Origin of the sequence: Pseudomonas ogarae, from assembly GCF_014268695.2 — a bacterium.
Taxonomy (GTDB): Bacteria; Pseudomonadota; Gammaproteobacteria; order Pseudomonadales; family Pseudomonadaceae; genus Aquipseudomonas; species Aquipseudomonas kilonensis.
The window spans coordinates 1,626,650-1,653,341 of sequence record NZ_CP077086.1 but is presented as its reverse complement, the minus strand read 5'-3'; the positions used below and the strand labels follow the sequence as shown (position 1 = coordinate 1,653,341).

General features: G+C 60.8%; 24 protein-coding genes and 2 tRNA genes. 16 read left to right on the top strand and 10 right to left on the bottom strand.

The annotated features are described in order from the left end of the window. Window positions 1-141: 141 nt before the first annotated feature. Window positions 142-1,149, bottom strand: a complete 1,008-nt coding sequence (locus tag HU749_RS07300) for a DUF481 domain-containing protein (RefSeq protein ID WP_079303645.1) — start codon at window positions 1,147-1,149, stop codon at window positions 142-144. Window positions 1,150-1,313: 164 nt separating this feature from the next. Between HU749_RS07300 and HU749_RS07295 the strand changes: the two genes are divergently transcribed. From HU749_RS07295 to HU749_RS07280, 4 genes are all read left to right on the top strand, one after another. Further along, window positions 1,314-1,667: an MGMT family protein gene (locus tag HU749_RS07295; RefSeq protein WP_186651656.1), complete on the top strand. Its 354-nt coding sequence runs from the start codon at window positions 1,314-1,316 to the stop codon at window positions 1,665-1,667. A gap of 44 nt (window positions 1,668-1,711) precedes the next feature. Next, a complete protein-coding gene (locus HU749_RS07290; protein ID WP_079303643.1) occupies window positions 1,712-3,271 on the top strand; it encodes an AmpG family muropeptide MFS transporter in 1,560 nt (519 codons plus the stop codon). Window positions 3,272-3,400: 129 nt separating this feature from the next. After that, window positions 3,401-5,116, top strand: a complete 1,716-nt coding sequence (locus HU749_RS07285; RefSeq protein WP_186651658.1) for a proline--tRNA ligase — start codon at window positions 3,401-3,403, stop codon at window positions 5,114-5,116. A 17-nt stretch (window positions 5,117-5,133) separates the two neighbouring features. Beyond that, window positions 5,134-6,087 carry a hypothetical protein gene (locus HU749_RS07280; protein ID WP_079303641.1) on the top strand — a complete coding sequence of 318 codons (954 nt, stop codon included), beginning with the start codon at window positions 5,134-5,136 and terminating at the stop codon, window positions 6,085-6,087. A gap of 158 nt (window positions 6,088-6,245) precedes the next feature. Here HU749_RS07280 and dinB read toward each other — a convergent pair whose 3' ends face one another. Next, window positions 6,246-7,307, bottom strand: a complete 1,062-nt coding sequence (gene dinB / locus HU749_RS07275; RefSeq protein WP_018607870.1) for a DNA polymerase IV — start codon at window positions 7,305-7,307, stop codon at window positions 6,246-6,248. A 282-nt stretch (window positions 7,308-7,589) separates the two neighbouring features. On the opposite strand from dinB, the gene HU749_RS07270 reads away from it, so the two are divergent. The 4 genes from HU749_RS07270 to HU749_RS07255 all read left to right on the top strand — a co-directional run bounded on the left by HU749_RS07270 (window position 7,590) and on the right by HU749_RS07255 (window position 12,059). After that, window positions 7,590-7,666: transfer RNA gene (locus HU749_RS07270), tRNA-Met, on the top strand. Window positions 7,667-7,898: 232 nt separating this feature from the next. Continuing rightward, a tRNA-Met gene (locus tag HU749_RS07265) sits at window positions 7,899-7,975 on the top strand. Window positions 7,976-8,127: 152 nt separating this feature from the next. Beyond that, a complete protein-coding gene (mprF, locus tag HU749_RS07260) occupies window positions 8,128-10,770 on the top strand; it encodes a bifunctional lysylphosphatidylglycerol flippase/synthetase MprF (protein ID WP_046064973.1) in 2,643 nt (880 codons plus the stop codon). Beyond that, window positions 10,770-12,059, top strand: coding sequence for a virulence factor family protein (locus HU749_RS07255; RefSeq protein WP_186651660.1), 1,290 nt, complete (start codon window positions 10,770-10,772; stop codon window positions 12,057-12,059). The genes mprF and HU749_RS07255 overlap by 1 nt, the downstream gene beginning before the upstream one ends. A 261-nt stretch (window positions 12,060-12,320) precedes the next feature. Here the strand turns inward: HU749_RS07255 and HU749_RS07250 are convergent, their stop codons facing one another. Beyond that, window positions 12,321-14,162: a potassium transporter Kup gene (locus HU749_RS07250; RefSeq protein ID WP_412177599.1), complete on the bottom strand. Its 1,842-nt coding sequence runs from the start codon at window positions 14,160-14,162 to the stop codon at window positions 12,321-12,323. A gap of 334 nt (window positions 14,163-14,496) precedes the next feature. On the opposite strand from HU749_RS07250, the gene rimO reads away from it, so the two are divergent. From rimO to tsaA, 5 genes are all read left to right on the top strand, one after another. Next, window positions 14,497-15,837 carry a 30S ribosomal protein S12 methylthiotransferase RimO gene (gene rimO, locus HU749_RS07245; protein WP_186651662.1) on the top strand — a complete coding sequence of 447 codons (1,341 nt, stop codon included), beginning with the start codon at window positions 14,497-14,499 and terminating at the stop codon, window positions 15,835-15,837. A gap of 237 nt (window positions 15,838-16,074) precedes the next feature. Continuing rightward, the gene (locus tag HU749_RS07240) at window positions 16,075-16,548 is read left to right on the top strand and encodes a GNAT family N-acetyltransferase (RefSeq protein ID WP_014336846.1); all 474 of its coding nucleotides are present in this window, start codon (window positions 16,075-16,077) and stop codon (window positions 16,546-16,548) included. An 83-nt stretch (window positions 16,549-16,631) separates the two neighbouring features. Continuing rightward, window positions 16,632-17,342 carry an rRNA pseudouridine synthase gene (locus tag HU749_RS07235; RefSeq protein WP_024617635.1) on the top strand — a complete coding sequence of 237 codons (711 nt, stop codon included), beginning with the start codon at window positions 16,632-16,634 and terminating at the stop codon, window positions 17,340-17,342. Window positions 17,343-17,399: 57 nt separating this feature from the next. Further along, window positions 17,400-17,861, top strand: coding sequence for a YehS family protein (locus tag HU749_RS07230; protein ID WP_014336844.1), 462 nt, complete (start codon window positions 17,400-17,402; stop codon window positions 17,859-17,861). A gap of 6 nt (window positions 17,862-17,867) precedes the next feature. Then, entirely contained in the window at window positions 17,868-18,566 is a 699-nt protein-coding gene (tsaA, locus tag HU749_RS07225; protein ID WP_046064976.1) for a tRNA (N6-threonylcarbamoyladenosine(37)-N6)-methyltransferase TrmO, read from the top strand. 237 nt (window positions 18,567-18,803) lie between these two features. Here the strand turns inward: tsaA and fpr are convergent, their stop codons facing one another. After that, on the bottom strand, window positions 18,804-19,583 hold the full coding sequence (fpr, locus tag HU749_RS07220) for a ferredoxin-NADP reductase (RefSeq protein WP_003184787.1): 780 nt from the start codon (window positions 19,581-19,583) through the stop codon (window positions 18,804-18,806). Between the two features lie 121 nt (window positions 19,584-19,704). On the opposite strand from fpr, the gene HU749_RS07215 reads away from it, so the two are divergent. Continuing rightward, window positions 19,705-20,631: a LysR family transcriptional regulator gene (locus tag HU749_RS07215; protein ID WP_024617637.1), complete on the top strand. Its 927-nt coding sequence runs from the start codon at window positions 19,705-19,707 to the stop codon at window positions 20,629-20,631. Between the two features lie 4 nt (window positions 20,632-20,635). On the opposite strand, the gene HU749_RS07210 is transcribed toward HU749_RS07215, so the two are convergent. From HU749_RS07210 to HU749_RS07200, 3 genes are all read right to left on the bottom strand, one after another. Beyond that, the gene (locus tag HU749_RS07210; RefSeq protein ID WP_186651664.1) at window positions 20,636-20,998 is read right to left on the bottom strand and encodes a diacylglycerol kinase; all 363 of its coding nucleotides are present in this window, start codon (window positions 20,996-20,998) and stop codon (window positions 20,636-20,638) included. A gap of 71 nt (window positions 20,999-21,069) precedes the next feature. Further along, the gene (erdR, locus tag HU749_RS07205) at window positions 21,070-21,723 is read right to left on the bottom strand and encodes a response regulator transcription factor ErdR (RefSeq protein ID WP_095962781.1); all 654 of its coding nucleotides are present in this window, start codon (window positions 21,721-21,723) and stop codon (window positions 21,070-21,072) included. Window positions 21,724-21,935: 212 nt separating this feature from the next. Further along, window positions 21,936-22,682, bottom strand: a complete 747-nt coding sequence (locus tag HU749_RS07200) for a tRNA-uridine aminocarboxypropyltransferase (protein ID WP_079303635.1) — start codon at window positions 22,680-22,682, stop codon at window positions 21,936-21,938. A 184-nt stretch (window positions 22,683-22,866) separates the two neighbouring features. Here HU749_RS07200 and HU749_RS07195 point away from each other — a divergent pair, with 184 nt between their 5' ends. Next, window positions 22,867-23,289: a quorum-sensing-regulated virulence factor family protein gene (locus tag HU749_RS07195; RefSeq protein ID WP_018607947.1), complete on the top strand. Its 423-nt coding sequence runs from the start codon at window positions 22,867-22,869 to the stop codon at window positions 23,287-23,289. Here HU749_RS07195 and HU749_RS07190 read toward each other — a convergent pair whose 3' ends face one another. Further along, the gene (locus HU749_RS07190; protein ID WP_014336838.1) at window positions 23,290-23,484 is read right to left on the bottom strand and encodes a hypothetical protein; all 195 of its coding nucleotides are present in this window, start codon (window positions 23,482-23,484) and stop codon (window positions 23,290-23,292) included. 454 nt (window positions 23,485-23,938) lie between these two features. Between HU749_RS07190 and HU749_RS07185 the strand changes: the two genes are divergently transcribed. Next, window positions 23,939-25,057, top strand: coding sequence for an LOG family protein (locus HU749_RS07185; RefSeq protein WP_186651666.1), 1,119 nt, complete (start codon window positions 23,939-23,941; stop codon window positions 25,055-25,057). 46 nt (window positions 25,058-25,103) lie between these two features. On the opposite strand, the gene recX is transcribed toward HU749_RS07185, so the two are convergent. Both recX and recA read right to left on the bottom strand, forming a co-directional pair. Further along, window positions 25,104-25,571, bottom strand: a complete 468-nt coding sequence (gene recX / locus HU749_RS07180; RefSeq protein ID WP_186651668.1) for a recombination regulator RecX — start codon at window positions 25,569-25,571, stop codon at window positions 25,104-25,106. 8 nt (window positions 25,572-25,579) lie between these two features. Further along, entirely contained in the window at window positions 25,580-26,632 is a 1,053-nt protein-coding gene (recA, locus tag HU749_RS07175; RefSeq protein WP_079303629.1) for a recombinase RecA, read from the bottom strand. Window positions 26,633-26,692 lie beyond the last annotated feature (60 nt).

Below are 26,692 nucleotides of genomic sequence, written 5' to 3'. Positions count from 1 at the left end.
GTCTGTTTTTGCCAGCACAAAAAAACTGTGGGAGCGAGCTTGCTCGCGATAGCGGTGGATCAGCAACATCAACGTTGTCTGACAGACTGCTATCGCGAGCAAGCTCGCTCCCACAGGGGGTTTGTTACTTTCCGGGAGGGGTTACCAAGTCACGCCAAACCCGGCCGTGTAGCGCGTCTTGCTCAAGTCACTGTCTTCGGTCCCCTCGATCACATCCTTCTCCGCCTTGAGGTTGAGCGATGCCCAGTCGGTGACCTTGTAGCGCAGCCCGATCTCCGCGTCGTAGGCATAATCGGCAACGTCCGACAGCGGCTTGCCCACTTCGCCGTTGGTGAAGAACTCGACGCGCTTGCCAATCAGGTAGCGGTTGTAGTCCCACTTCATGGCAACGGAATAGAAGTTGTCCGTTCCACCGTCGCGGTATTCATAGTCGGTGCGATTGAGCAGAGAGCCCAACGAGAAAGCCCCCAACTCGTCATCCCAGAACTGATAGCCCGGACCGGTACCCACCACGCGCTGGCGCGCCAGGTCTTCGACTTTGTCACGCTTGTAGTTCAGGCGGCCTTGCCAGAACCATTTATCCGTCAGGAAGCGGTCGAGGGAATACTCCAGGCGCCAGTTATCGGCGGAAACCACATCGTCCTGGAATTCACGGTTGTATTCGCCTTCGGCGGTGTGCCGCCATCTGCCGTGGCGCGCCGAGGTCTTGAAGTCAATGTCGTAGTCGTCGGTATCGTTTTCCGCACGCTGATAATCCAGCGCGGCATCGATATTGCCCTTCCACACCAGATCCTCGACCACCGGTTTGGGCTTGAGGATTTGCTGAATACTGGCCAGTTCGACGGTTTTAGGCCCGTCGCCGTTGGCCAGAGTGACCTTGCCATCCTCGGCCGCCTGCAGCGCCTTGGCTTTCTCGCCGGTATAGGCATCCTGCTTGACCAGGAGCTGCTGGTCACTCTCCAGGGTCTTGACCTGTTTCCAGTCGATGGGAATCGCACCGGCGTAATCGGTCTGGATCAGCAACTTGCCGCCATCGAAAACGGTAATCTTGCCACTGAGTTTGTCCCCATTCTTCAACCAGACAGTGTCGGCAAGCAAGGGCATGGAGGCGCTGGCCACAGCCAGGCATAGCAGGGTTCTAGACAACATAAGCGTATAAAGAGCTCAAGTTTGCGGTGAAAAGGCGGCATTATCCCCCGGGACGACACCTCAGCAAGGACTGACCAAAGTATTTGTAATGAGTTCATTTCTCAACCAGCTTTACAGGACTTAACCTACAAACGGCCATACACCCTTTTTCCGGACGCCTGAACGTGACTGATGCATCCCTGGACACCGAGAACGCCGCCCAAATCCGCCGCACCACCCTTTATCTGACCCTGGCACAGGTGCCGGCAGGCAAGGTGGTCACCTATGGCCAACTCGCCGAAATGGCCGGCCTGGGCCGTGCCGCACGCTGGGTGGGGCGAACCCTCAGCCAGTTGCCGAACGACACCAAGCTGCCCTGGCACCGGGTCTTGGCTGCCGGCGGTCGGATCAGCCTGCCGGCGGGCAGCGCCTCAGGAGATGAACAGCGCGCACGCCTGCGCCTGGAAGGGATCCGTGTCCTGAACAATCGTGTTGATATTCAGCGCCATGGCTGGCGCCCGGTAGAGCACAGCGGTTAGAGTGCGCGCTTTGTTTTCGCAATTTTTGAGGCAGACTCCAGCCCATGCCCCGTAAAACCTGGCGCGCCGCCCTCGCCGCCTATGCCAGTCCCTCGACGCTCGTGCTGTTGCTGCTTGGCTTCGCCGCCGGCTTGCCATACATGCTGGTGTTTTCCACGCTTTCGGTCTGGTTGCGCGAAGCCGGCGTCGCCCGCGAAACCATTGGCTACGCGAGCCTGATCGGCCTGGCGTATGCCTTTAAATGGGTCTGGTCGCCACTGCTCGACCAATGGCGCCTGCCCTTGCTGGGCAAACTGGGGCGTCGCCGTTCATGGCTGGTGCTCTCCCAGGCCCTGGTGATCCTTGGCCTGATCGGCATGGGTTTCTGCGACCCGCAAAAGCACCTGTCATGGTTGATCGCCATCGCCGTCATCGTCGCCTTCGCCTCTGCGACGCAGGACATCGCCGTCGACGCCTATCGCCTGGAGATCGCCGACGACACCCGCCAGGCCGCCCTCGCCGCCAGCTACATGTCCGGCTACCGCATCGCCGCGCTGCTAGCCACCGCCGGCGCCCTGTTCTTCGCCGAAGGGTTTGGCTCCACCGGCTTCAACTACAAGCACTCGGCCTGGGCCGGTACCTACCTGCTGTTCGGCGCATTGATGGTCCCGGCGTTGCTGACCTCGTTGTTCATGCGCGAGCCGCCGGTGCCGCTGCGCACCCAATTGCAGGCCGGACGCTACACGTTCGTGCATCAACTGGCGTCGGTATTCGTGCTGATCGTGCTGCTGGTGTCCGTCCCGGCGATGTTCACCCAGCTCTACAACACCGACTTCGCCAGCGTGCTGTTCGAGGGTGTCAGCCTGCTTGATCTGTTGCTCGAAGACCGCGCGTTCCTACGGGCCATCCTCTATATCATCCTGACGGCCCTGTGCCTGTCGGCCATGGGCCGCCGAGGGCTGGCGCCGGTGCTGACGCCGGTCAACGACTTCATCCTGCGCTACCGCTGGCAAGCCTTGCTGCTGCTCGGGCTGATCGCAACCTATCGGATGTCCGACACGGTCATGGGCGTCATGGCCAACGTGTTCTACATCGACCAGGGCTTCACCAAGGACCAGATCGCCAGCGTCAGCAAGATTTTCGGGCTGATCATGACCCTCGTCGGTGCCGGCATGGGCGGCCTGCTGATCGTGCGCTTCGGCATCCTGCCAATCCTGTTCATCGGCGGCGTGGCCTCGGCCGGCACCAACATCCTCTTCCTGATGCTCGCCGACATGGGCGCCAACGTACAGATGCTGATTGTCACCATTTCCCTGGACAACTTCAGCTCCGGCCTGGCCACGTCAGCGTTCGTCGCCTACCTGTCGAGCCTGACCAACCTGAAATTCTCCGCCACCCAATACGCCCTGCTCAGCTCGATCATGCTGCTGCTGCCGCGCTTGATCGGTGGTTATTCAGGGGTGATGGTGGAGAAGTTCGGCTATCACAAATTCTTCCTGATCACCGCATTGCTTGGCGTTCCGACCCTGCTGCTGATCGCCCTGCACTGGTTCCAGGAGAACCGTCGCCAGGACTCGACGCCCACCGAGGAAGCGGCGCCCACCCGGCCTGCGGAAGAGTCGTAGGAAACTTCAGAAAACGCCGGGGAAACCGGCGTTCGCAGCGGGCGACCGGCCACGCGCCTGTACGCCAGGGCATCTCGCCCGTACAATGCTCCGTCACTTCTCGTCATCAGCAACCGACAACGGCCAACCATGCGCACCAGTCAATATTTGCTCGCCACACAGAAAGAAACGCCTTCCGACGCCGTCGTGATCAGCCATCAGTTGATGCTGCGTGCCGGCATGATCCGCAAACTCGCCTCGGGCCTGTACACCTGGCTGCCGATGGGCCTGCGGGTCATGCGCAAGGTGGAAGCCATTGTTCGCGAAGAGATGGACGCCGCCGGTTCCCTGGAAGTGTTGATGCCGGGCACCCAACCGGCCGAGCTGTGGCAGGAATCAGGACGTTGGGAAGAATACGGCCCTGAGCTGCTGCGCATCAAAGACCGTCACGGTCGCGACTTCTGTGCAGGCCCGACCCACGAAGAAGTGATCACCGACCTGATGCGCAACGAGTTGAGCAGCTACAAGCAGCTGCCGATCAACCTGTACCAGATCCAGACCAAATTCCGTGACGAAATCCGTCCACGCTTCGGCCTGATGCGCGGTCGCGAATTCATCATGAAGGACGCCTACTCGTTCCATACCGACCTGGCCTCGCTACAAGTCACCTACGACCGCATGCACCAGGCATATTGCAACGTGTTCACCCGCCTGGGCCTGAAATTCCGCCCGGTTGAAGCCGACAACGGCTCCATCGGCGGTGCCGGCTCCCACGAGTTCCACGTGCTGGCCGAGTCCGGCGAAGACGACATCGTCTTCAGCAATGGCTCCGACTACGCCGCCAACATCGAGAAAGCCGAAGCCGTGCCACGGGAAACCTCCCGCGCTGCGCCGACCGAAGAGTTGCGCCTGGTAGACACACCGAACGCCAAGACCATTGCCCAGTTGGTGGAAGGCTACGACCTGCCGATCGAGCGCACCATCAAGACCCTGATCGTGCGGGCCGAAGAGGAAGGCAAGCTGATTGCCCTGATCGTCCGTGGTGACCACGAGCTCAATGAAATCAAGGCCGCCAACCAGCCTGGCGTCGCCAGCCCGCTGGTCATGGCCACCGAAGCCGATCTGCGCGACGCTATTGGCGCCGGTGCCGGCTCCCTCGGCCCATTGAACCTGCCACTGCCGATCATCATCGATCGCTCGGTGGAGTTGATGAGCGATTTCGCCATCGGCGCCAACGTCGACGACAAGCATTACTTTGGCGTGAACTGGGAACGCGACCTGCCGGTTCCAACCGTCGCGGACCTGCGCAATGTCGTGGCCGGCGACCCGAGCCCGGACGGCAAGGGCACCCTGGAAATCAAGCGGGGCATCGAAGTCGGGCACATCTTCCAGCTGGGCAACAAATACAGCAAGGCGATGAAGTGCGAAGTGCTGGGCGAGAACGGCAAGCCGGTCACCCTGGAAATGGGCTGCTACGGCATCGGCGTTTCCCGCGTGGTGGCTGCCGCCATCGAGCAGAACAACGACGAGAAAGGCATCATCTGGAGCGACACGCTGGCGCCTTTCCAGATTGCCCTGGTACCGCTGCGCTATGAAACCGACCAGGTGCGTGAAGCCACCGACAAGCTCTATGCCGAACTGACGGCCGTCGGCTTTGAAGTGCTGCTGGACGACCGCGACAAGAAAACCAGCCCCGGCATCAAGTTCGCGGACATGGAACTGATCGGCATCCCGCATCGGATCGTCGTCAGTGACCGTGGCCTGGCCGAAGGCAACCTGGAATACAAGAGCCGCACCGAGGCCGAGCCGCAAGCGCTGCCGGTCGCCGACGTGCTGTCGTTCCTCCAGGCCCGTATCCGCCGCTGACACCAGATAGAGACGTCATGTTCAAGCGAAACACCTTAGGCCTCGGTGGCGCCGCCCTGTGCGGCGCCCTGCTGGTCAGCGGCTGTGCCAACCAAATGTCACAACGCAGCGAGCACGAAGAGCGGGTCGAGCGCAAATTGCTCGACCATAGCCTGCAGATCGATGTGGGCGAACCCAAGGTGCTCGACCTGCCGCAGCGTCGCGTGCGCATCAATGAGCAGAAGACCTTCGAAGTCACCGAGTTCGAGGTCACTCGCCATTACGATCGCTACACGCCGTACCAACCCTGGCGGGAGATTTACGAGATCCCCTTGGGCGCGGTGGCCGTGGTGGCCGGTGTCGGCGCGAACGTGGTCAATGTGTTCGCCCTCGGCAACCTGCCGGACACCGCGACCCGTGACTGGATCAGCTACGGTTTCGCCGGGCTCAACCCATTCATGAACGTCCCCTCCCATGGCCGCGCCCAACAGAACCTGGCGGGCATCGACGAAGTCCAGCGCGACAAGCGCACGGAACACTCGAGCCTGCCCTGGAGCGAACGCCCCGTGGAGGTCAAGGCCGCCCGACAGACCTTCGAGCTGAGCACTGACCGTAACGGCGTGCTGCGCTTGAACCTGCTGGAAAGCCCGTTCGCCGAGCAGGACCTGAGCCAGTTCGGCAAATTGCAGATCAGCGTGACGGATGCCCAGGACGAGGTGCACACCGACTCATCCCTGAGCATCAGCAGTACTTTGCGCAGCAAGCTGGTGGAAGCCCACGCGCTGATCTACGACGACCTGGAAGACGACGAGGTAAGCCAGTGGGTTCATCGGGTCAAGCGCCTGTCGGAGCTGGGACTTGAAGAAGAGGCCAGCGAACTGGAGCAGAGCCTGATCGAACTGACGCGTAATGATCCGGAGTTGCAGGCCGAATTCATTAAGGCACTGACCAAGGATGGCGGGCGGTTGGTGGCGGATCCTGGCGCTAACTGAAATACCTCCTGTGACAAGGGGATTGCGTGAGGGCAAGACCTGTGGGAGCAAGGCTTGCCCGCGATGACGGCCTCAAGGATGCCATCGCGAGCAAGCTTTGCTCCCACAGGATTCCCTTGCCACAAGGACCGCGCCAAGCAGGGCACTCATCGTAAGCCTCACCGTTCAAACAACTCCAACTGCTCAAACCCACCTCGCAAATCCTCCAGCCGCACCCCGATCCCCAATAACCGCACCGGTTTGCCGCCCCGGTTGAACGCCTGGGTCAACAACAACTGGTAGCTACCCAAATCCCGCCCTGCCCCGGCCTGCTCCAGCGTGGTCTGGGTGAAGTCGTGGAACTTCACTTTGACGAACGGCTTGCCCGGTCGATAACTGCTGTCGATCCGCGCCATGCGCCCTTTCAGGGTTTCCATCAGCTCCGGCAGTTTGTCGAGGCAGCTCACCAGGTCGGGCAGGTCGACATCGTAGGTGTTTTCCACACTGATGGACTGCCGTCGACTGTCGTTGTGCACCAGACGCTCATCGATCCCCCGGGCCAGGCTCCAAAGCCGCTCACCGAAACTGCCAAATTCGCGCACCAGCGCCAGCTTGTCCCATTGACGCAACTGCGAGCAGTCGACGATGCCGAGCCGGTTCAGCTTATCGGCGGTGACCTTTCCAACGCCGTGGAGCTTGCTGACCGGCAGGGCCGAGACAAAGTCCTCGACCTGGTCGGGGGTGATGACGAACAGCCCGTTGGGCTTTTTCCAGTCACTGGCGATCTTGGCCAGGAACTTGTTCGGCGCGACGCCAGCAGACACGGTGATGTGCAGCTGGTTGGAAACACGCCGGCGAATGTCCTGGGCGATGCGCGTGGCGCTGCCACCAAAATGGGCACTGGCGGAGACATCCAGGTAGGCCTCGTCCAGCGACAGCGGCTCGATCAGGTCAGTGTAATCGCTGAAAATCGTATGAATTTCCTTCGACGCTTCCCGATAGGCCTCCATTCGTGGCTTGACGATGGTGAGGTCCGGGCAAAGCTTCAAGGCGTGGCCGGAGGACATGGCCGAGCGCACCCCATAGGCCCGCGCTTCGTAGTTACACGTGGCAATCACGCCCCGCCGATCCGCCGAGCCGCCTACCGCAAGGGGCTTGCCGGCCAGCCGCGGGTCATCGCGCATCTCGATAGCGGCATAGAAACAGTCACAGTCGACATGGATGATTTTACGTTGCGTCATAGCAGAGCGGAGTGTGCGACAGATCGGGCCACCAGTATCGCACCAGCACCTGTATATAGCACCAGTAGTTTGAAAGATCCTTCGTTGAGACTCGAAAGGGCCTACACAAATTTACTTCTTCAATCGCAACGAGCTGGTCAATAGAGCCTCAGCCCTTGCCAGGCCTGCGTCACAGCGTTGTCACAATGCCTTTTCCCAAGGCTAAGCATTTGAAGCGGAACAGGTTTTTATAACACCAGGGTTGACAGCGGCGCGATCCTCTGTAGAATGCCGCCACACAGACGCGGGATGGAGCAGTCTGGTAGCTCGTCGGGCTCATAACCCGAAGGTCGTCGGTTCAAATCCGGCTCCCGCAACCAAACATCAAAAAAGGCTACTCGAAAGAGTGGCCTTTTTTGTGCGTGCTCGTTTTCTGACTACCTGATCAGGGACTCGTCGCCTGCGACGCCCTACGCGCAACCAGGTGTAGGACAATTTCCTTTAAATTCCGAGCATTTAGGAAGACAAGGTGCGGATTGACGGTTTATTTGAGCCCATCGCCTTTTAACGGTTGACACTCGGGCGTTCGCCTGTAGAATGCCGCCACACAGACGCGGGATGGAGCAGTCTGGTAGCTCGTCGGGCTCATAACCCGAAGGTCGTCGGTTCAAATCCGGCTCCCGCAACCAAACATCAAGAAAGGCTACTCGAAAGAGTGGCCTTTTTTGTGCCTGGTGAAAAAAGGCCTCATTACAAATATTTTGTAATTATTTTTTACTGCGGGGATTGGTAACTTGACTGGATACCCCCATCCTGTCGCGCATAGCTCAAGAGGTGATTGATGCGCGCCCACTCGTCTGACCCGCAAGACTCCGTTACTGCGACACAACCGATCAAGGCTGAGCGACTGCGCTGGCTGGATCGGATCAGCCAGTACCGCCAGCCCATCGGCCTCGCCGTCACGCTGCTGCTGTTTGCGATTGCATTGATTGCCTGCCGCCATCTGCTGAGCGAGCTCGATCTGTACGCTCTGCACGACTCGATTCTGGAAGTACCCCGACCAGCCCTGCTCGGCGCGATCGCCGCCACGGTAGCCGGCTTCATCATTCTTTTGGGCTACGAATGGTCCGCCAGCCGTTATGCCGGGGTGACGCTGCCGCCACAGACCATGGTCCTGGGCGGATTCACCGCGTTCGCCATCGGCAACGCCATTGGCCTGTCACTGCTGTCGGGCGGTTCGGTTCGCTACCGTCTGTATGCGCGTCATGGCCTGGGGGCCTCGGATGTCGCCCACATGACGTTGTTCGCCAGCCTGTCCCTGGGCTGCGCGCTGCCGCCGTTGGCGGCCCTGGCAACGCTCAGCAACCTGCCCGCCGCGTCTGCCGCGCTGCATCTGCCTGCCACTTTACTGGGGGCCATTTCCGTGGCGGTGCTGCTGCTCACCAGCGTGTTGGCCATCGGCATCTACCGCCGGCGCCTGCCGGAGCAGCCTCATCGAGACAGCCTGCTGGTAAAGGCCGGGCGCCGCACGCTGCGCCTGCCGGGCCGACGCCTGACCTTCCTGCAGCTGGTGATCACCGCGCTGGATGTCGCCGCCGCCGCCACCGTGTTGTATCTTTTGCTGCCCGAAGCACCGCCGTTCGGCGCTTTCCTGCTGGTGTACCTGCTGGCGCTGGCCGCCGGGGTGCTCAGCCATGTACCCGGCGGTGTCGGGGTGTTCGAAGCGATCCTGCTGGCCGCGTTTGCCGACAAGCTCGGCGCCGCGCCCCTGGCCGCCGCGCTGCTGCTGTATCGCTTGATCTACGTGCTACTGCCGATGCTGGTCGCCTGTGTGCTGCTGCTGATCAATGAGGCGCAACGGCTGTTCCAGACGCGCCAGAGCCTGCGGGCGGCATCGGGTTTCGCAGCACCGATCCTGGCGGTGCTGGTGTTCCTCTCCGGCGTGGTGCTGCTGTTTTCCGGGGTGACACCGGAAATCGACACCCGCCTGGAGCACATCGGCTTCCTGATCCCTCATCGACTGGTCGACGCTTCGCACTTTGGCGCCAGCCTGGTGGGCGTGTTGTGCCTGTTGCTCGCCCAAGGCCTGCGCCGTCGCCTGTCGGCCGCCTGGATGCTGACCACGGTTCTGCTGCTGGTGGGCGCCCTGCTCTCGCTGCTCAAGGGTTTTGACTGGGAAGAAGCCACGCTGCTGACGCTGACGGCCACCTTGCTGGCGATATTCCGACGCTCCTTCTATCGTCCGAGCCGCCTGACTGAACTGCCCTTTTCCCCGCTGTTCCTGATCGCCAGTATCTGCGTGCTGGGCGCGTCGACCTGGCTGCTGCTGTTTGCCTACCAGGACGTGCCCTACAGCCATCAACTGTGGTGGCAGTTCACCCTCGATGCCGACGCCCCTCGCGGCCTGCGCTCCCTGCTGGGCGCCGCGGTACTGCTGGTGGTGGTGTCCCTGACCTGGCTACTGCGCACCGCGCGGCCGGTGATCCATTTGCCGTCACCAGAAGAACTGGAGCGCGCCCGGGCGATCCTCATGACCTCGTCGCAACCCGACGGTGGCCTGGCCCTGACCGGTGACAAGGCGCTGCTGTTTCACCCCAATGACGAGGCGTTCCTGATGTACGCCCGCCGTGGCCGCAGCCTGGTGGCGTTGTACGACCCGATCGGGCCGACCCTGCAACGGGCTGAAATGATATGGCAGTTCCGCGACCTGTGTGACATCCATCATGCCCGCCCGGTGTTCTATCAGGTACGTGCCGAGAACCTGCCGTACTACATGGACATCGGCCTGACAGCCATCAAGCTGGGCGAGGAAGCACGGGTCGACCTCAAGCGTTTCGATCTCGAAGCCAAGGGCAAAGAGATGAAGGACTTGCGCTACACCTGGAACCGCGGCACCCGTGACGGCCTGTCGCTGGAAATCCACGAACCGGGCCAGGCGCCGATGGATGAACTCAAGGTCATTTCCGATGCCTGGCTGACCGGCAAGAACGTGCGGGAGAAAGGTTTCTCCCTGGGCCGTTTCAGCAATGACTACCTCAAGCATTTTCGCATCGCGGTGATTCGTTTCGAGGGCCGGCCGGTGGCGTTCGCCAACCTGCTGGAAACCCACAGCCACGAACTGGCCAGCCTCGACCTGATGCGCGCCCACCCCGAGGCCCCGAAACTGACCATGGAGTTCATGATGGTCGGCCTCATCCAGCATTATAAAAACCATGACTACGCCCGCTTCAGCCTCGGCATGGTCCCGCTGTCGGGCTTGCAACCACGGCGCGGCGCACCGCTGACCCAACGCCTGGGTTCGATGGTGTTCCGCCGCGGCGAACAGCTCTATAACTTCCAGGGGCTGCGCCGCTTCAAAGACAAATTCCAGCCTGACTGGGAACCTCGCTACATGGCCGTGCCCGCCGGACTCGATCCGCTGGTGGCACTGGCCGATACCGCCGCCCTGATTGCAGGCGGCCTGACTGGATTGGTGAAACGCTGATGATGCAACGCTCCTGGCGATACGTAGTGGCCGCCCTGCTGGTGCTGGCGGTAATTCTCGGTGGCGGTTACTGGTACTGGAACCGCCCGGCCCCACAACCGATCCTGGAACAACTGGCGCCCGCCGATGGCGCAGCAATGACCCGGGTCATCCCCGGCACCAAACCGCGCGCCCAGGTGCTGGTGGCAGTCAATGAGGACCAGAAGCTCAGCGACACGCAGTTGACGACCATCAGCCGCAGTGGCTCGGCGCAGATCGTCCAGGTGATCCTGCCCAAGGACTGCATGCTGCAAGGTCGCGCCCTGCAAGCAGGCCTGAGAGAACTGCAAGGCCCGGCCACGCTGGTCAGCGGTATCGGCCCGGGCGCCGTGCTGGCCTGGCGCTGGCTGGCCGAGCAGAAGGATGACAAGGCAAAGGCCGTTTCAGTGGACCTGGCCCTGGAAAAACCCGGCTGCACGCACTTGCTGCCAAAAACTGCGGCCCACGGTCATTGGCTGGTGGCCTGGAACGATAACCCTGACGACACCAGCGCCGGTTTCGTAAGGGATCAGAAAAATGCCGAAACCAGCATCAGCGACTACGACATCAACCTGCCGCAAGTGCTGAACAACGAGCTGCGCAAAATCCTGGTGGGCACCGACAAGGCCAAGGGCGGCCTGAGCATCCCGGTGGTGGAAGTCCCAGCCAGCCAGGCGCGGGACACCGTCACCCTGTTTCTCTCCGGCGACGGCGGCTGGCGCGACCTGGACCGCGACGTGGCCGATGAAATGGCCAAGATCGGCTACCCAGTGGTCGGCATCGACACCCTGCGCTATTACTGGCAGCACAAGAGCCCGGAGCAAAGCGCGGCGGACCTGACCGAACTGATGCAGCACTACCGTCAGATCTGGGGCACCAAGCGCTTCATCCTGACCGGCTACTCCTTCGGCGCCGACGTGTTGCCGGCCATCTACAATCGCCTGCCGGCCACCGAACAACAGCGGGTCGATGCGATCATCCTGCTGGCTTTCGCCCGCACCGGCAGCTTCGAGATCGAAGTCGAAGGCTGGCTCGGCAACGCCGGCACCGAAGCCGCCACCGGCCCGGAGATGGCCAAGCTGCCAGCCGAGAAGGTGGTGTGCATCTACGGCGCTGAAGAGGCCGACGAAAGCGGCTGCACCGACAAGACAGCCGTAGGCGAAGCCATCAAGCTGCCTGGTGGCCACCACTTCGACGAAAACTACCCGGCCCTGGCCAAGCGCCTGATCGATGAGATCAACAAGCGCCAGAGCAAGACAGCCGAACAGTGATCTGAACCACGCATGACACCCAGCCCCTGCTGCCTTACGGCTGCAGGGGCTTTTTTGTGGCCGCTCGATTGACACATAACCCTGTGGGAGCGAGCTTGCTCGCGATGGCGGTGGTACATTCAACATCTTTGCAAACTGACACTGCGCTATCGCGAGCAAGCTCGCTCCGACAAGGCCTTCACTCTGGCATCAGCCCTTTAGCGCGCCCACAAAAAAGCCCCCGCCGCCGCAAGGCAACGAGGGCTTTTTGTTTTCTGGTTGCTACATCTCCACCTGCGTCCCCAATTCAATCACTCGGTTCAGCGGCAGATTGAAGAAGCGCAGATTGCCATTGGCGTTTTTCAACATGAAGGCGAACAGTATCTCGCGCCAGCGGGCCATGCCCTCGAGCTTGGAAGCGATGACGGTCTCGCGGCTGAGGAAGTAGGTGGTGCGCATCGGGCTGAAGTCCAGGTCATCGAGATGACAGAGCTTGAGCGCGAGCGGGACGTCCGGCTCGTCGGTGAAGCCGAAGTGCAGGATCACCCGGAAGAACCCTTCGCCATAGGCATCGACCTCGAAGCGCCGCTGCGGCGGTACCCGGGGGATGTCTTCGTACACCACCGTCAGCAGCACCACTTGCTCATGCAGCACCTGGTTGTGCAACAGGTTGTGCAACAGCGCATGGGGCACCGCATCCGAGCGTGCGGTCAGGAACACAGCCGTGCCCTGTACGCGATGGGGTGGCTGCACGCGAATACTGCTGATGAAGATCGGCAGCGGCAACGCGCCTTCGTCCAGGCGTTCCACCAGCAATTGCTTGCCACGCTTCCAGGTGGTCATCAGTACAAACAAGGCGATACCGGCAATGACCGGGAAAGCGCCGCCCTGAACGATCTTCGGCACGTTAGCGGCAAAGTACAGGCCGTCCACCAACAGAAAACCGAACAACAGCGGTACCGCCAGCAGCGGCGGCCATTTCCACAACAGCAATATGACGGCAGAGACCAAAACCGTGGTCATCAGCATCGTACCGGTCACTGCCACGCCGTAGGCCGAAGCCAGCGCGCCGGAAGATTCGAAACCCAACACCAGCAGCACCACGCCGATCATCAGCGACCAGTTCACCGCACCGATGTAGATCTGGCCCTGCTCGGCGCTGGAGGTGTGCTGGATGTACATGCGCGGGATGTAACCGAGCTGGATCGCCTGGCGCGTCAGGGAGAACGCGCCGGAAATCACCGCTTGCGAAGCGATCACCGTGGCCAGCGTCGACAGGCCCACCAACGGCAGCAACGCCCAGCTCGGCGCCAGCAAATAGAACGGGTTGCGCGCCGCTTCCGGGTCTCCCAGCAACAACGCACCCTGGCCCAAATAGTTGAGCATCAGGCCTGGCAACACCAGGAGGAACCAAGCGCGGGCAATCGGTTTGCGACCGAAGTGGCCCATGTCGGCGTACAGCGCTTCAGCGCCGGTCAACGCCAGCACCACAGCGCCGAGGATCGCCACGCCCATGCCCGGGTGGACGACAAAGAAGCGCACGGCCCAGGCCGGGTTCACCGCCTGCAATACTTCCGGGTGTTGCAGGATGCCGTACACCCCCAGGGCGCCGAGCACCAGGAACCAGGTCACCATGATCGGGCCAAACAGGATGCCAATGCGGGCAGTGCCGTGGCGCTGGATCAGGAACAGCCCCACCAGCACCACCAGCGACAAGGGCACCACCCAGTGATCGATACCTTCGAACGCCAGGCCAAGGCCTTCAATTGCCGAGAGCACGGAAATCGCCGGAGTGATCATGCTGTCGCCATAGAACAGCGCCGCGCCGATCAAGCCGCAGACCACCAGGAATGTCCGCAGCCGCGCCCTTCCCGCCGCCGCGCGCCGCGCCAGGGCGGTGAGCGCCATGATCCCGCCCTCGCCCTGGTTGTCGGCACGCAGGACGAACATCATGTACTTGATCGACACGACCCAGATCAGCGACCAGAAAATCAGCGAGAGAATCCCCAGCACCCCATCGTGATTGACAGGTACGCCGTAGGCACCAGAAAACACTTCCTTGAGGGTGTACAACGGGCTCGTACCGATGTCGCCATAAACCACTCCGACCGCCGCAACCAGCATGCTCAGCGGCTTCGCTGCCGAATGCTCGGCACCCACCGCCTGACTACTTGCATGACCCATCCAACACTCCCGATTCCCAGACCTGTCTTCTTGAACGAGGCACTATGCTTTGTTGAGGCAGCATGCGCTGTTTTACGTATTGTTACAGACGTTTTGTTGACTGTAGCAATCGTCAGAACGCAAAGGCGCGAAGCATAGCGCAGCACTCGTCGCATTTCCCGGTATAAAGCTGGTCAAGTGCGTCGGCCATGGATAGAATTGCGCACTTTTTGATCAGAGGCGCGCCAGGCGCCCTGTCTCGGCAAGAGACGATCCCCCTACACCGAGGTTAGACATGTCCACCACTACCGCGCCCGCCAATCCGAAGGTTGGCTTCGTATCCCTGGGTTGCCCGAAAGCTCTGGTCGACTCCGAGCGCATCCTGACCCAGCTGCGCATGGAAGGCTATGACGTCGTGTCCACGTATCAGGACGCCGATGTGGTCGTGGTCAACACCTGCGGCTTCATCGATTCGGCCAAGGCCGAGTCCCTGGAAGTGATCGGCGAAGCCATCAAGGAAAACGGCAAGGTCATCGTCACCGGCTGCATGGGCGTGGAAGAAGGCAACATCCGCAACGTGCACCCAAGCGTGTTGTCCGTGACCGGTCCGCAGCAGTACGAGCAGGTGGTCAACGCCGTGCATGACGTGGTGCCGCCACGCCAGGACCACAACCCGCTGATCGACCTGGTGCCGCCACAAGGCATCAAGCTGACCCCGCGCCACTACGCCTACCTGAAGATTTCCGAAGGCTGCAACCACAGCTGCAGCTTCTGCATCATCCCGTCGATGCGCGGCAAGCTGGTGAGCCGCCCGGTGGGCGATGTGCTCGACGAGGCCCAGCGTCTGGTCAAGGCCGGCGTCAAGGAACTGCTGGTGATCTCCCAGGACACCAGCGCCTACGGCGTCGACGTGAAATACCGCACCGGCTTCTGGAATGGCTCCCCGGTGAAAACCCGCATGACCGAACTGTGCGAAGCCCTCAGCACCCTCGGCGTCTGGGTCCGCCTGCATTACGTCTACCCGTATCCACATGTCGACGAACTGATCCCGCTGATGGCCGCCGGCAAGATCCTGCCGTACCTCGACATCCCGTTCCAGCACGCCAGCCCGAAAGTCCTCAAGGCCATGAAGCGCCCGGCGTTCGAAGACAAGACCCTGGCCCGCATCAAGAACTGGCGCGAAATCTGCCCGGACCTGATCATCCGTTCGACCTTCATCGTCGGCTTCCCCGGTGAGACCGAAGAAGACTTCCAGTACCTGCTGGATTGGCTGACCGAAGCTCAGCTCGACCGCGTCGGCTGCTTCCAGTATTCCCCTGTCGAAGGCGCCCCGGCCAACGACCTGGACCTGGACGTGGTGCCGGACGACGTCAAGCAGGACCGTTGGGAGCGCTTCATGGCGCACCAGCAGGCCATCAGCTCGGCGCGCCTGCAAATGCGCATCGGCCGTGAAATCGAAGTGCTGGTGGACGAGGTGGACGAGCAAGGCGCCGTGGGCCGCTGCTTCTTCGACGCCCCGGAAATCGACGGCAACGTCTTCATCGACAACGGCAGCAACCTCAAGCCGGGTGACAAGGTCTGGTGCAAAGTGACCGACGCCGATGAGTACGATTTGTGGGCTGAGCAGATCGGTTGATTTGTGAGCTGAGCAGATCGGTTGGCCTGTGGGAGCACAGCTTGCTCGCGATAGCGCAGTGTCAGCCACTGCAAATGTTGACTGATGCTCCGCCATCGCGAGCAAGCTGTGCTCCCACAGGCTCTTGCGAAACTCGGTAAAAAATTGAAAAGCCCCGCTCTTGCTACAAGATGCGGGGCTTTTTTACGACTATCGTATGGAGAAACCCAGCACATCCAGCACAAGGAACAGGCGGGCATGCGTCAGCATTCGGTCATCCACACACCGAAACCGAGCGACTACCAGGAACTGACCCAGGTTTGGGAGGCCTCGGTGCGTGCCACCCACGACTTCCTGCCGGACAGCTACATCGAGCTGCTGAAAAACCTGGTGCTCACCCGCTACCTGGATGCGGTAATGCTCATTTGCACCCGGGACGCGCGCCAGCGGATCACCGGTTTCGCCGGTGTCGCGGCCGGCAAGGTCGAGATGCTCTTCATCGACCCACAGCACCGTGGCCAAGGCCTGGGCAAACAGTTGCTGCGCTACGCCATGGAACACCTGAACGCCGATCAACTGGACGTCAACGAACAGAACCCGCAAGCCCTGGGCTTTTACCTCAAGCAAGGTTTCGAAGTGGTCGGGCGTTCGGCAAAGGATGGCATGAACCAGCCCTACCCTCTGCTGCACATGCGCTACAAGCAGCCCGACCTGAAGGCTGGGCGCGGCTAAAAACGGCATGAGGCAAATGGACCCGCGATTAACCGGCGCCAGGCAGGTACAATGCCCACCCTCTTTTTGTTACGGCCCCCGTCATGACTGACCCGATTCGTCTCTCCAAACGCCTCATCGAACTCGTCGGCTGTTCCCGTCGGGAGGCTGAGCTGTTCATCGAGGGCGGCTGGGTCACCGTGGATGGCGAAGTGATTGATGAGCCGCAGTTCAAGGTCACCACCCAGAAAGTCGAACTCGACCCCGAGGCCAAGGCCACCGCGCCGGAGCCGGTGACCCTCCTGCTGAATGCGCCTGCTGGCATGGATGTAGACACCGCGATGGCCTCCCTTGGCCCGCAGACCCTGAGCGAAGAACACCGCTTCGGCAAACGCCCGCTCAAGGGCCATTTCCTGCGCCTGACCGCCAGCGCCGACCTGCAAGCCAACGCCAGCGGGCTGCTGGTGTTCACCCAGGACTGGAAGATCTTGCGCAAGCTCACCGCCGACGCCGCCAAGATCGAGCAGGAATACGTGGTGGAAGTCGAAGGCGAGATGGTCGCCCATGGCCTCAATCGCCTGAACCATGGCTTGACCTACAAGGGCAAGGAGCTGCCGGCGGTCAAGGCCAGCTGGCAGAACGAGAACCGCCTGCGCTTCGCCATGAAAAACCCGCAGCCCGGCGTGATCGCTCTGTTTTGCCAGGCGGTCGGGCTCAAGGTCGTCGCCATTCGCCGCATTCGCATCGGCGGCGTGTCCATCGGCAAGGTGCCGCTGGGCCAATGGCGCTACCTGTCTGCCAAAGAGAAATTCTAATTTTCCGGCGCCGCACCGAACCGGGGCGCCCACTGCCGATTGATCAGGACTGCACACATGATTCACAACGACGTACTGCGCAGCGTGCGCTACATGCTCGACATCAGCGACAAGAAAGTCATCGAGATCATCAAGCTGGGCGGCCTGGACGTCTCCCTGGCCGACCTGACGGGCTACCTCAAGAAAGACGAGGAAGAGGGCTTCGTGTTCTGCCCTGACGAGGTCATGGCGCATTTTCTCGATGGCCTGGTGATCTTCAAGCGTGGCAAGGACGAAAGCCGTCCGCCACAGCCGATCGAAGTGCCGGTGACCAACAACATCATCCTCAAGAAACTGCGAGTGGCCTTCGAACTGAAGGAAGACGACATGCACGCGATCCTCAAGGCCGCCGAGTTCCCGGTGTCCAAACCGGAACTGAGCGCACTGTTCCGTAAATTCGGCCACACCAACTACCGGCCGTGTGGCGACCAGTTGCTGCGCAACTTCCTCAAGGGCCTGACGCTGCGCGTTCGCGGCTGACACCCCGTGACCTACAGCGTCTCCCCCATCGGCTTCGTCCGCTCCTGCTTCAAGGAGAAGTTCGCCATCCCCCGCCAACCGCAGTTGGCACCGGCTGCACGTGGCGTGCTGGAGCTGGTGGCGCCGTTCGATCAGGGCGAGGCGGTGCAGGGGTTGGAGCAGGTCAGCCATGTCTGGCTGCTGTTCCTGTTCCACCAGGCCCTGGAAGACAAGCCACGGTTGAAAGTACGGCCGCCACGCCTGGGCGGCAACAAGTCCATGGGTGTATTCGCCACCCGCGCCACCCACCGCCCCAACGGCATCGGCCAGTCGGTCGTGAAGTTGGAACGGGTCGAAGCCGGGCGCCTGTGGATCTCGGGTATCGATTTGCTGGACGGCACGCCGGTGCTGGACATCAAGCCCTACGTGCCCTACGCCGACATCATCGGCTCGGCCTCCAACAGCATCGCCAGCGCAGCGCCTGAATTGATTCCGGTGCAATGGGCGGACACTGCCCTGCTTCAAGCCCGCGAGCACGCCACGCGCCTGGCAGAGCCCTTGGTGGAACTGATTGAACAATGCCTGGCCCAAGACCCACGCCCGGCGTACCAGGTTCCTACCGCCGAGCGGGAATATGGCGCACAGTTCTGGGACCTGGACGTTCGTTGGCATTACCCGCAGGCGGGGTTGATTCGGGTGTTGGAAGTGATTCCGGCGAAACCGTAAACACCAGAAACGAAAAAGCCCGCGCAGCCTTCATCAGGCGGCGCGGGCTTTTTTGTGGGGCATCTGTTGGACCGAGTCGCCTTCTTCGCGAGCAAGCTCGCTCCCACACTGGATCTCTAGTGAACACAAGATTCGCGCTCACTGCGATCCAATGTGGGAGCGGGCTTGCTCGCGAAAGCGATCCAACATTCAACGACTATGTCGGCTGACGCCCCACTCCACACTTATCGCAACAGCTTACTTCTCTACAAACGCCCGCTCGATCAGGTAATCACCCGGCTCGCGCATACGCGGCGAAACGGTCAGGCCGAAGCTGTTGAGCACTTCGCTGGTCTCGTCGAGCATGCTCGGGCTGCCGCACAACATGGCGCGGTCGTCCTGCGGGTTGATCGGTGGCAGGCCGATGTCGCGGAACAGCTTGCCGCTGCGCATCAGGTCGGTCAGGCGGCCTTCGTTCTCGAACGGCTCGCGCGTCACGGTCGGGTAGTAGATCAGCTTGTCACGCAGGGCTTCACCGAAGAACTCGTTCTGCGGCAAGTGCTCGGTGATGAACTCGCGGTAAGCGACTTCATTGACGTAACGCACGCCGTGGCACAGGATCACTTTTTCGAAACGCTCATAGGTTTCCGGATCCTGGATGACGCTCATGAACGGCGCCAGGCCAGTGCCGGTGCTGAGCAGGTACAAATGCTTGCCAGGCTTGAGATCGTCCAGCACGAGGGTGCCGGTGGGTTTCTTGCTGATGATGATCTCGTCGCCTTCCTTCAGGTGCTGCAGCTGGGAGGTCAGCGGACCATCCGGCACCTTGATGCTGAAGAATTCGAGATGCTCTTCCCAGTTCGGGCTGGCAATCGAGTAAGCGCGCATAAGCGGGCGGCCGTTGGGCTGTTGCAGGCCGATCATCACGAACTGACCGTTCTCGAAGCGCAGGCCCGGATCGCGGGTGCACTTGAAGCTGAACAGAGTGTCGTTCCAGTGATGAACACTGAGGACACGCTCGTGGTTCATGTTGCTCATGTACGGGGACTCCTGGGAATAATGCCTGCGCCGATAATCTGCGCAATTGCATCGCATTCTAATGGCGGCGACAATATCTGTTAAATGGATTATTAAGATAAGGGTTATCGGTTATATAGATATGCGATTTACTCTCCGTCAACTTCAAGTTTTCGTCGCCGTCGCCCAGCAGGAAAGCGTGTCTCGCGCTGCGGGCCAGCTCAATCTGTCGCAATCGGCGGCCAGCACCTCCATCACCGAACTGGAGCGCCAATCGAGCTGCCAGTTATTCGACCGTGCCGGCAAGCGCCTGAGCCTCAATGCCCTGGGCAAGCAGCTGCTGCCCCAGGCAGTGGCGCTGCTGGACCAGGCCAAGGAGATCGAAGACCTGCTCAACGGCAAGTCCGGCTTCGGTTCACTGGCGGTCGGTGCCACGCTGACCATCGGCAATTACCTGGCGACCTTGTTGATCGGCGGTTTCATGCAGCGTCATCCGGAAAGCCAGGTGAAGCTGCATGTGCAGAACACTGCCAATATCGTGCACCAGGTTGCCCACTATGAAATTGATCTGGGTCTAATCGAAGGCGACTGCAGCCATCCGGACATCGAAGTGCAAAGCTGGGTCGAGGACGAACTGGTGGTGTTCTGCGCCCCTCAACACCCGCTGGCCAAGCGCGGCCAGGCGACCATGGAAGAACTGACCCATGAAGCCTGGATTCTGCGGGAACAAGGGTCCGGCACGCGACTGACCTTCGACCAGGCCATGCGTCACCACCGCAGCGCATTGAATATCCGCCTGGAGCTGGAACACACCGAAGCGATCAAGCGCGCCGTGGAGTCCGGCCTGGGCATTGGCTGCATCTCTCGCCTGGCCCTGCGCGACGCCTTCCGCCGCGGTAGCCTCGTCGCGGTGGAAACCCCGGACATGGACCTGGCGCGGCAGTTTTATTTCATCTGGCACAAACAGAAGTACCAGACCTCGGCCATGCGCGAATTCCTCGAACTGTGTCGGGCGTTCACCGCCGGGGCCCAGCGCAGCGACGAAATCGTGCTGCCGGCCATTGCCTGAGCCGTTACAACAGCACCAAGCCCCACACCAAGGCGATCATCGTCAGGGCGACGAGCTGGGCAGCGCTGCCCATGTCCTTGGCGTTTTTCGACAATGGGTGCAGTTCCAGGGAGATGCGGTCGATGGCCGCCTCCACCGCCGAGTTGAGCAATTCCACGATCAATGCCAGCAGACACACGGCAATCAGCAGTGCCTGCTCGACACGGCTGACGTTCAGGAAGAAGGACAATGGAATCAGCACAACGTTGACCAGCACCAACTGACGGAAAGCTGCTTCGCCGACAAAAGCCGCACGCAGCCCGTCCAAGGAATAGCCGGAGGCGTTGAGGATGCGTTTCAGGCCGGTCTGGCCTTTAAAAGGTGACATAGAGTGGGCAACTGATCAAAAGGAGTGGAGAAGCTAATTCAAACCCGGTCAAAAAAGCGTGAACCGGAACACTAAGCCTGCGGTGAAATTGACTCAAGTTGTTGCAGCAGCAAGGCCGCCTGGGTCCGGGTGCGCACGTTCAGTTTACGAAAGATCGCCGTGACGTGGGCCTTGATGGTGGCCTCCGACACGTTCAGCTCATAGGCAATCTGCTTGTTCAGCAGGCCTTCGCAGACCATGGTCAATACCCGGAACTGCTGTGGCGTGAGGCTGGCCAGCCCTTCGCTGGCGGCCTTGGCTTCCTCGGACACGCTCACCGCTTCGAACGCCTGGGGCGGCCAGGACACATCGCCGTCCAGGACCGCCTTCACGGCCTTCTGAATCATCTCCAGGGAACTGGACTTGGGTATGAAGCCGCTGGCGCCGAACTCCCGGGCCTTGACCATCACCGAGGCTTCTTCCTGGGCTGAGACCATGACCACGGGGATCTGCGGGTATTGCCCCCGTAACAGCACCAGCCCTGAGAAACCATAGGCACCGGGCATGTTCAGGTCCAGCAGCACCAGGTCCCAATCGGCCTTTGCCGTCAACTGGACCTCCAGTTCCGCGATACTGGCCACCTCCGTCAACCGGACAGCCGGGCCGAGGCCCAGGGTCACTGCCTGATGCAACGCGCTGCGAAAGAGCGGATGGTCATCGGCAATCAGGATTTCGTATGTGGCCATTTTTCAAATGATCCTGTTTTTAATGGCAGGCCCGATGATTCGCGCCTCGCCAAGCAACTCAAGACACCGCCATGTCTGCGGCATCCACAGGGACACATTCAACGCCAAACACGGCGTTTCAAACATTGGTGGCGCCCTGGTCGGCGCCAAGCATGCCCAGCGAAGCCGGGGTGGTCAAGCAGCACGACCGCCGCAGTGTCCAGTATGGGCCACTATTGGGCCAATACTGCTCGCGGCGTACGAATAAAGGCTTGCAACTCGGCGTGGGCCGGGGTCGAGATGTTCACCTCCTGCTGGCCCTTGGCGCCCAGGTAATGCTGGCTGAACACATCGAAATAGGCGTCCAGGGCCGACGCGGCGTCGCTGTCCCCCGCCAGCTCCAGACACAACGCCGCCACTTCGGCGGTGCACAGGTGCTCGCTGCGGGTCGAACGGCGCAGGCGGTAACGCGACAGCCTGTCGGGCAGCAGGCTCAGGATCGGCAGTCGGTCGAAATACGGGCTTTTACGGAAAATCTTCCGCGCCTCGGTCCAGGTCGCATCCAGCAGAATGAACAGCGGACGCCTGGACTGATCGAGGTCAACCGTGTGGGTGACCCGCGATGGCTCGACGTACTCGCCCGGAAACACCAGGTACGGTTGCCATTGCGGATCGTTCAGCAGCGCCAGCAGTTGTTCATCGACCTCGGTGCGCGACCAGATGAACGCGTGGTTGTCACGCACCACATCGGCAATCAGCCAACCGGTGTTGCTCGGCTTGAACACTTCCTTGCTGGTCATGATCAGGCAGACCCCGGAGCGGGTCTCGACGCTAGGACGCCAGGCGCACAGGCAATGGCTTTCGATCACGCGGCAGGCGCTGCAACGGGGGGCGCGCCAACCACGGGCCTGAATCGGTCTGATCCCCTCATCCATGCGCTGGTCGCGCAGGCGGGCTACGGCGTTAGGGGCGTGATTCATCGTGGGCAACGCCGGCAGACAGGAAAACTCGACACGAACAACACTCGGCAGGGCAATAAAGGCCGGCAGTCTACCAGAGCGCACGCGCCTGTACCGTCCACCCGGGCTCCCCTATAATTCCCGGCCACTGAACGCACAGTCATGTGATCGGTCGAACCACCAGTCACTGAACCAGGAGAGTTTCATGCTGCGCCTTATCGTCCCTACCGTTGCCGTTCTGCTGGCGACGTCCTTCAGCGCTCAGGCTGCTTCGCTGAAAGAACTCGAACTGAACAAGATGCTGCAGAACGTTGCCAAGGAAAGTAGCGTCGGTACGCCGCGGGCGATCAGCGAAGACATTCTCGACCAGGGCTATACCGTCGAAGGCACCGAGCTGATCAACCATCTCAGCGTGCAAAGCAGCCATGCCCAGAAAATGCGCGCAGACCCCAAGGCCGTGTATTTCCAATTGGGCTCCACGGTGTGCACCAATCCGGGCTTCCGCAAGTTGATGGCCAAGGGTGCAACGATGCGCTATGAGTTCACCGAGGTTAAGACCAACCGCCCGGTCGCGACCGAGCGCTTCCAGGAATCGGATTGCCCGAAACCCGCCAAGACGAAGAAGTAATCAACCCGAGCTTGCGCGCCGCTGCTCATCGTCGGCGCGCAACTCCGCCACCAGCGCCTGCAAGTAACGCGAGCGCCACGCTCGCCCTCCCAGCCGACGACAGCATTCTTCCTCAAGGCTCACCCGATTGGCCTGTGCCGATTCCCGCAGCATCAGGTACAACTGCCTGTCGAGCTCCAGAGTCACCCTGGTCATTTCTCCCGCCTCCATGCCCGATCCGCTTCAATCCATCACGTGGCACCCAGCCCTGGGCGTCAAATTGCATTGGCACGCTTGTTATCAGTAAATCAGAGCGGCACGCACCCGGCCGGCAATCTGACGAGCGGCGCGATATTTCAACGCGCGGATCAGCGGTTGCCAACGGTCACTTTTGAGCGCCATCATCAAGGCTGCGAAGATCAGCTAGATTCAGAAGTATCTCTTTTTCATCGGGCAGAAAGAGGCTGCCCTGCCAGCACCTTGCCGTGTGATTGTTTTTCATCCAAGGGAAAAACGGAACCTGTTGGATGGCTTGATCGCTTTGCTACAGACCGCGTCGAGCCAGGTCGAACGTCCAGGCACGGGCCTGGGCCGACAACGACACACGGAGTGTCGTAGCCCTGACGAATCTCTCGTTCGGGCCAGGGTTCTGTTAAGAAGGAGAAGTTGAATGCCTTACAAACCGAATGACCTGCTCAGTCGTCATTTTGAGAACCATGGCCACGACCTCACCCGCAAGGTCGAAGAGCAACTCAACCTGGTGTCCCCCAACAGCCCCAACCTCCCCATTTACCGCGACATGATCCTGACTGTGCTGCGCATGGCCCAGGAAGATCACAACCGCTGGAATGCCAAGATCACGCTACAAGCCCTGAGGGAACTGGAGCACGCCTTCCGTACACTCGAACAGTTCAAGGGCCGCCGCAAGGTCACAGTCTTCGGCTCGGCCCGAACGCCCATCGAACATCCGCTGTATGGCCTGGCCCGAGAGCTGGGGGTGGCACTGGCCCGCTCGGACATGATGGTCATCACCGGCGCCGGCGGAGGCATCATGGCCGCCGCCCATGAAGGCGCAGGACGCGACCACAGCCTGGGATTCAATATCACCCTGCCTTTCGAGCAACACGCAAACCCGACCGTTGAAGGCACGCCGAACCTGCTGCCGTTCCACTTCTTCTTCACCCGCAAACTGTTTTTCGTCAAAGAGGCCGACGCACTGGTGCTCTGCCCCGGCGGTTTCGGCACGTTAGATGAGGCGTTGGAGGTCTTGACGCTGGTGCAGACAGGCAAGAGTCCGCTGGTACCGGTGGTCCTGCTGGATGTTCCAGGAGGCAAGTTCTGGCAAGGAGCCCTGCACTTTATTCGTGAGCAATTGGAGGAGAACCGCTACATCCTGCCCACTGACATGAAGCTCATGCGTTTGGTGTACAACGCCGAAGAAGCCGTGGAAGAGATCAATCAGTTCTACCGCAACTTCCACTCCAGTCGCTGGCTCAAGCATCAGTTCGTGATCCGCATGAATCACAAGCTAAGCGAACAGGCACTGCAGCAGATGCAGAAAGATTTTGCCGATCTGTGCCTGAACGACTGCTTTCATCAGCATGACTACAGCGGCGAGGAGCACGATGAGGCCCGTTTCAGTCATCTGACACGACTGGCGTTTGCCTTCAACGCCCGCGACCACGGCCGCTTGAGGGAACTGGTGGACTACATCAACATGTCGGAAAACTGGGCCCAGCCCGCCCAAAAGCCCCATCCCCTCACATGGGACCCGATCAAAGTAACCTGAGCCCATAAAAAAACGGCCCGCTATCGAAATAGCGGGCCGTTTTTGTTTAGTCATCCATACCGCGACCGCTGAACAAGCGGTTGATCATTTCCATGGAGTAGCCTCGATACGCCAGGAAACGCCCTTGTTTGGCTCGTTCCCGTGCATCGATGGGCAAATGTCCTGAGAACTTGCGACGCCAGGTGCCCTTCAGTTGCTCCTGCCAATCGATACCGCTTTCGCGCAAGGCGAGTTCGATATCCGGGCGTTGCAAACCGCGCTGGCCCAGCTCCTCACGAATGCGCAAAGGACCATAACCGGAGCGAGCGCGATAAGAGACAAAGCTTTCCAGGTAACGGGATTCCGACAGCAAGCCCTCTTCAGTCAAACGGTCGAGGGCCGTGTCGATCAACTCATCGGGAGCGCCGCGCTGACGCAGTTTACGCGTCAGCTCGACTCGACCGTGCTCGCGTCTGGCGAGCAGGTCCATCGCGGTTCGTCGCACCGCGACGAGGGTATCGAGTACGGCGGTCATCGGATCGATCAGATGTCAGCGTCAGCCAAGTCGTCAGCGGTCTCACGGTTGGCCACTGCCTTGACGTCTGCAACCGGGCTCAACAGTTTGTCACGCAGTTGTTTCTCAAGGGCGGCGGCGACTTCCGGGTTATCCGCCAGGAACTTGGCCGAGTTGGCCTTGCCCTGACCGATCTTGGTGCCGTTGTAGGCATACCAGGCGCCCGACTTCTCGACGAAACCGTGCAGCACACCCAGGTCGATCATCTCGCCATTGAGGTAGATGCCCTTGCCGTAAAGAATCTGGAACTCGGCCTGACGGAACGGCGAAGCCACCTTGTTCTTCACGACCTTGACGCGGGTTTCGCTGCCAACCACTTCATCACCTTCTTTCACCGCGCCAGTACGGCGGATGTCGAGGCGAACCGAGGCGTAGAACTTCAGTGCGTTACCACCGGTGGTGGTTTCCGGGCTGCCGAACATCACGCCGATCTTCATACGGATCTGGTTGATGAAGATCACCAGGCAGTTGGCATTCTTGATGTTACCGGTGATCTTGCGCAGGGCCTGGGACATCAGGCGAGCCTGGAGGCCCACGTGCATGTCGCCCATTTCACCTTCGATTTCAGCCTTTGGCACCAGTGCTGCCACGGAGTCGACGATGATCACGTCAACCGCGTTGGAACGCACCAGCATGTCGGTGATTTCCAGGGCCTGCTCGCCGGTGTCCGGCTGGGAAACCAGCAGGTCGTCGACGTTGACCCCCAGTTTGCCGGCGTATTCCGGGTCCAGGGCGTGTTCGGCGTCGACGAAGGCGCAAGTCGCGCCGGCTTTTTGGGCCTGGGCGATCACGGACAAGGTCAGTGTAGTTTTACCGGAGGATTCAGGACCGTAGATTTCAACGATTCGGCCTTTTGGCAGACCGCCGATGCCAAGCGCAATGTCCAGGCCCAGGGAGCCGGTGGAGATGGAAGGAATAGCCTGACGGTCCTGATCGCCCATACGCATTACGGCACCCTTGCCGAATTGACGTTCGATCTGACCCAAGGCCGCAGCCAAGGCTTTCTTCTTGTTGTCGTCCATTAAAGTCCTCACGTAATCAATAAGGCCTGACGGCCAACACCTGTATAAGTAGCCAGTATT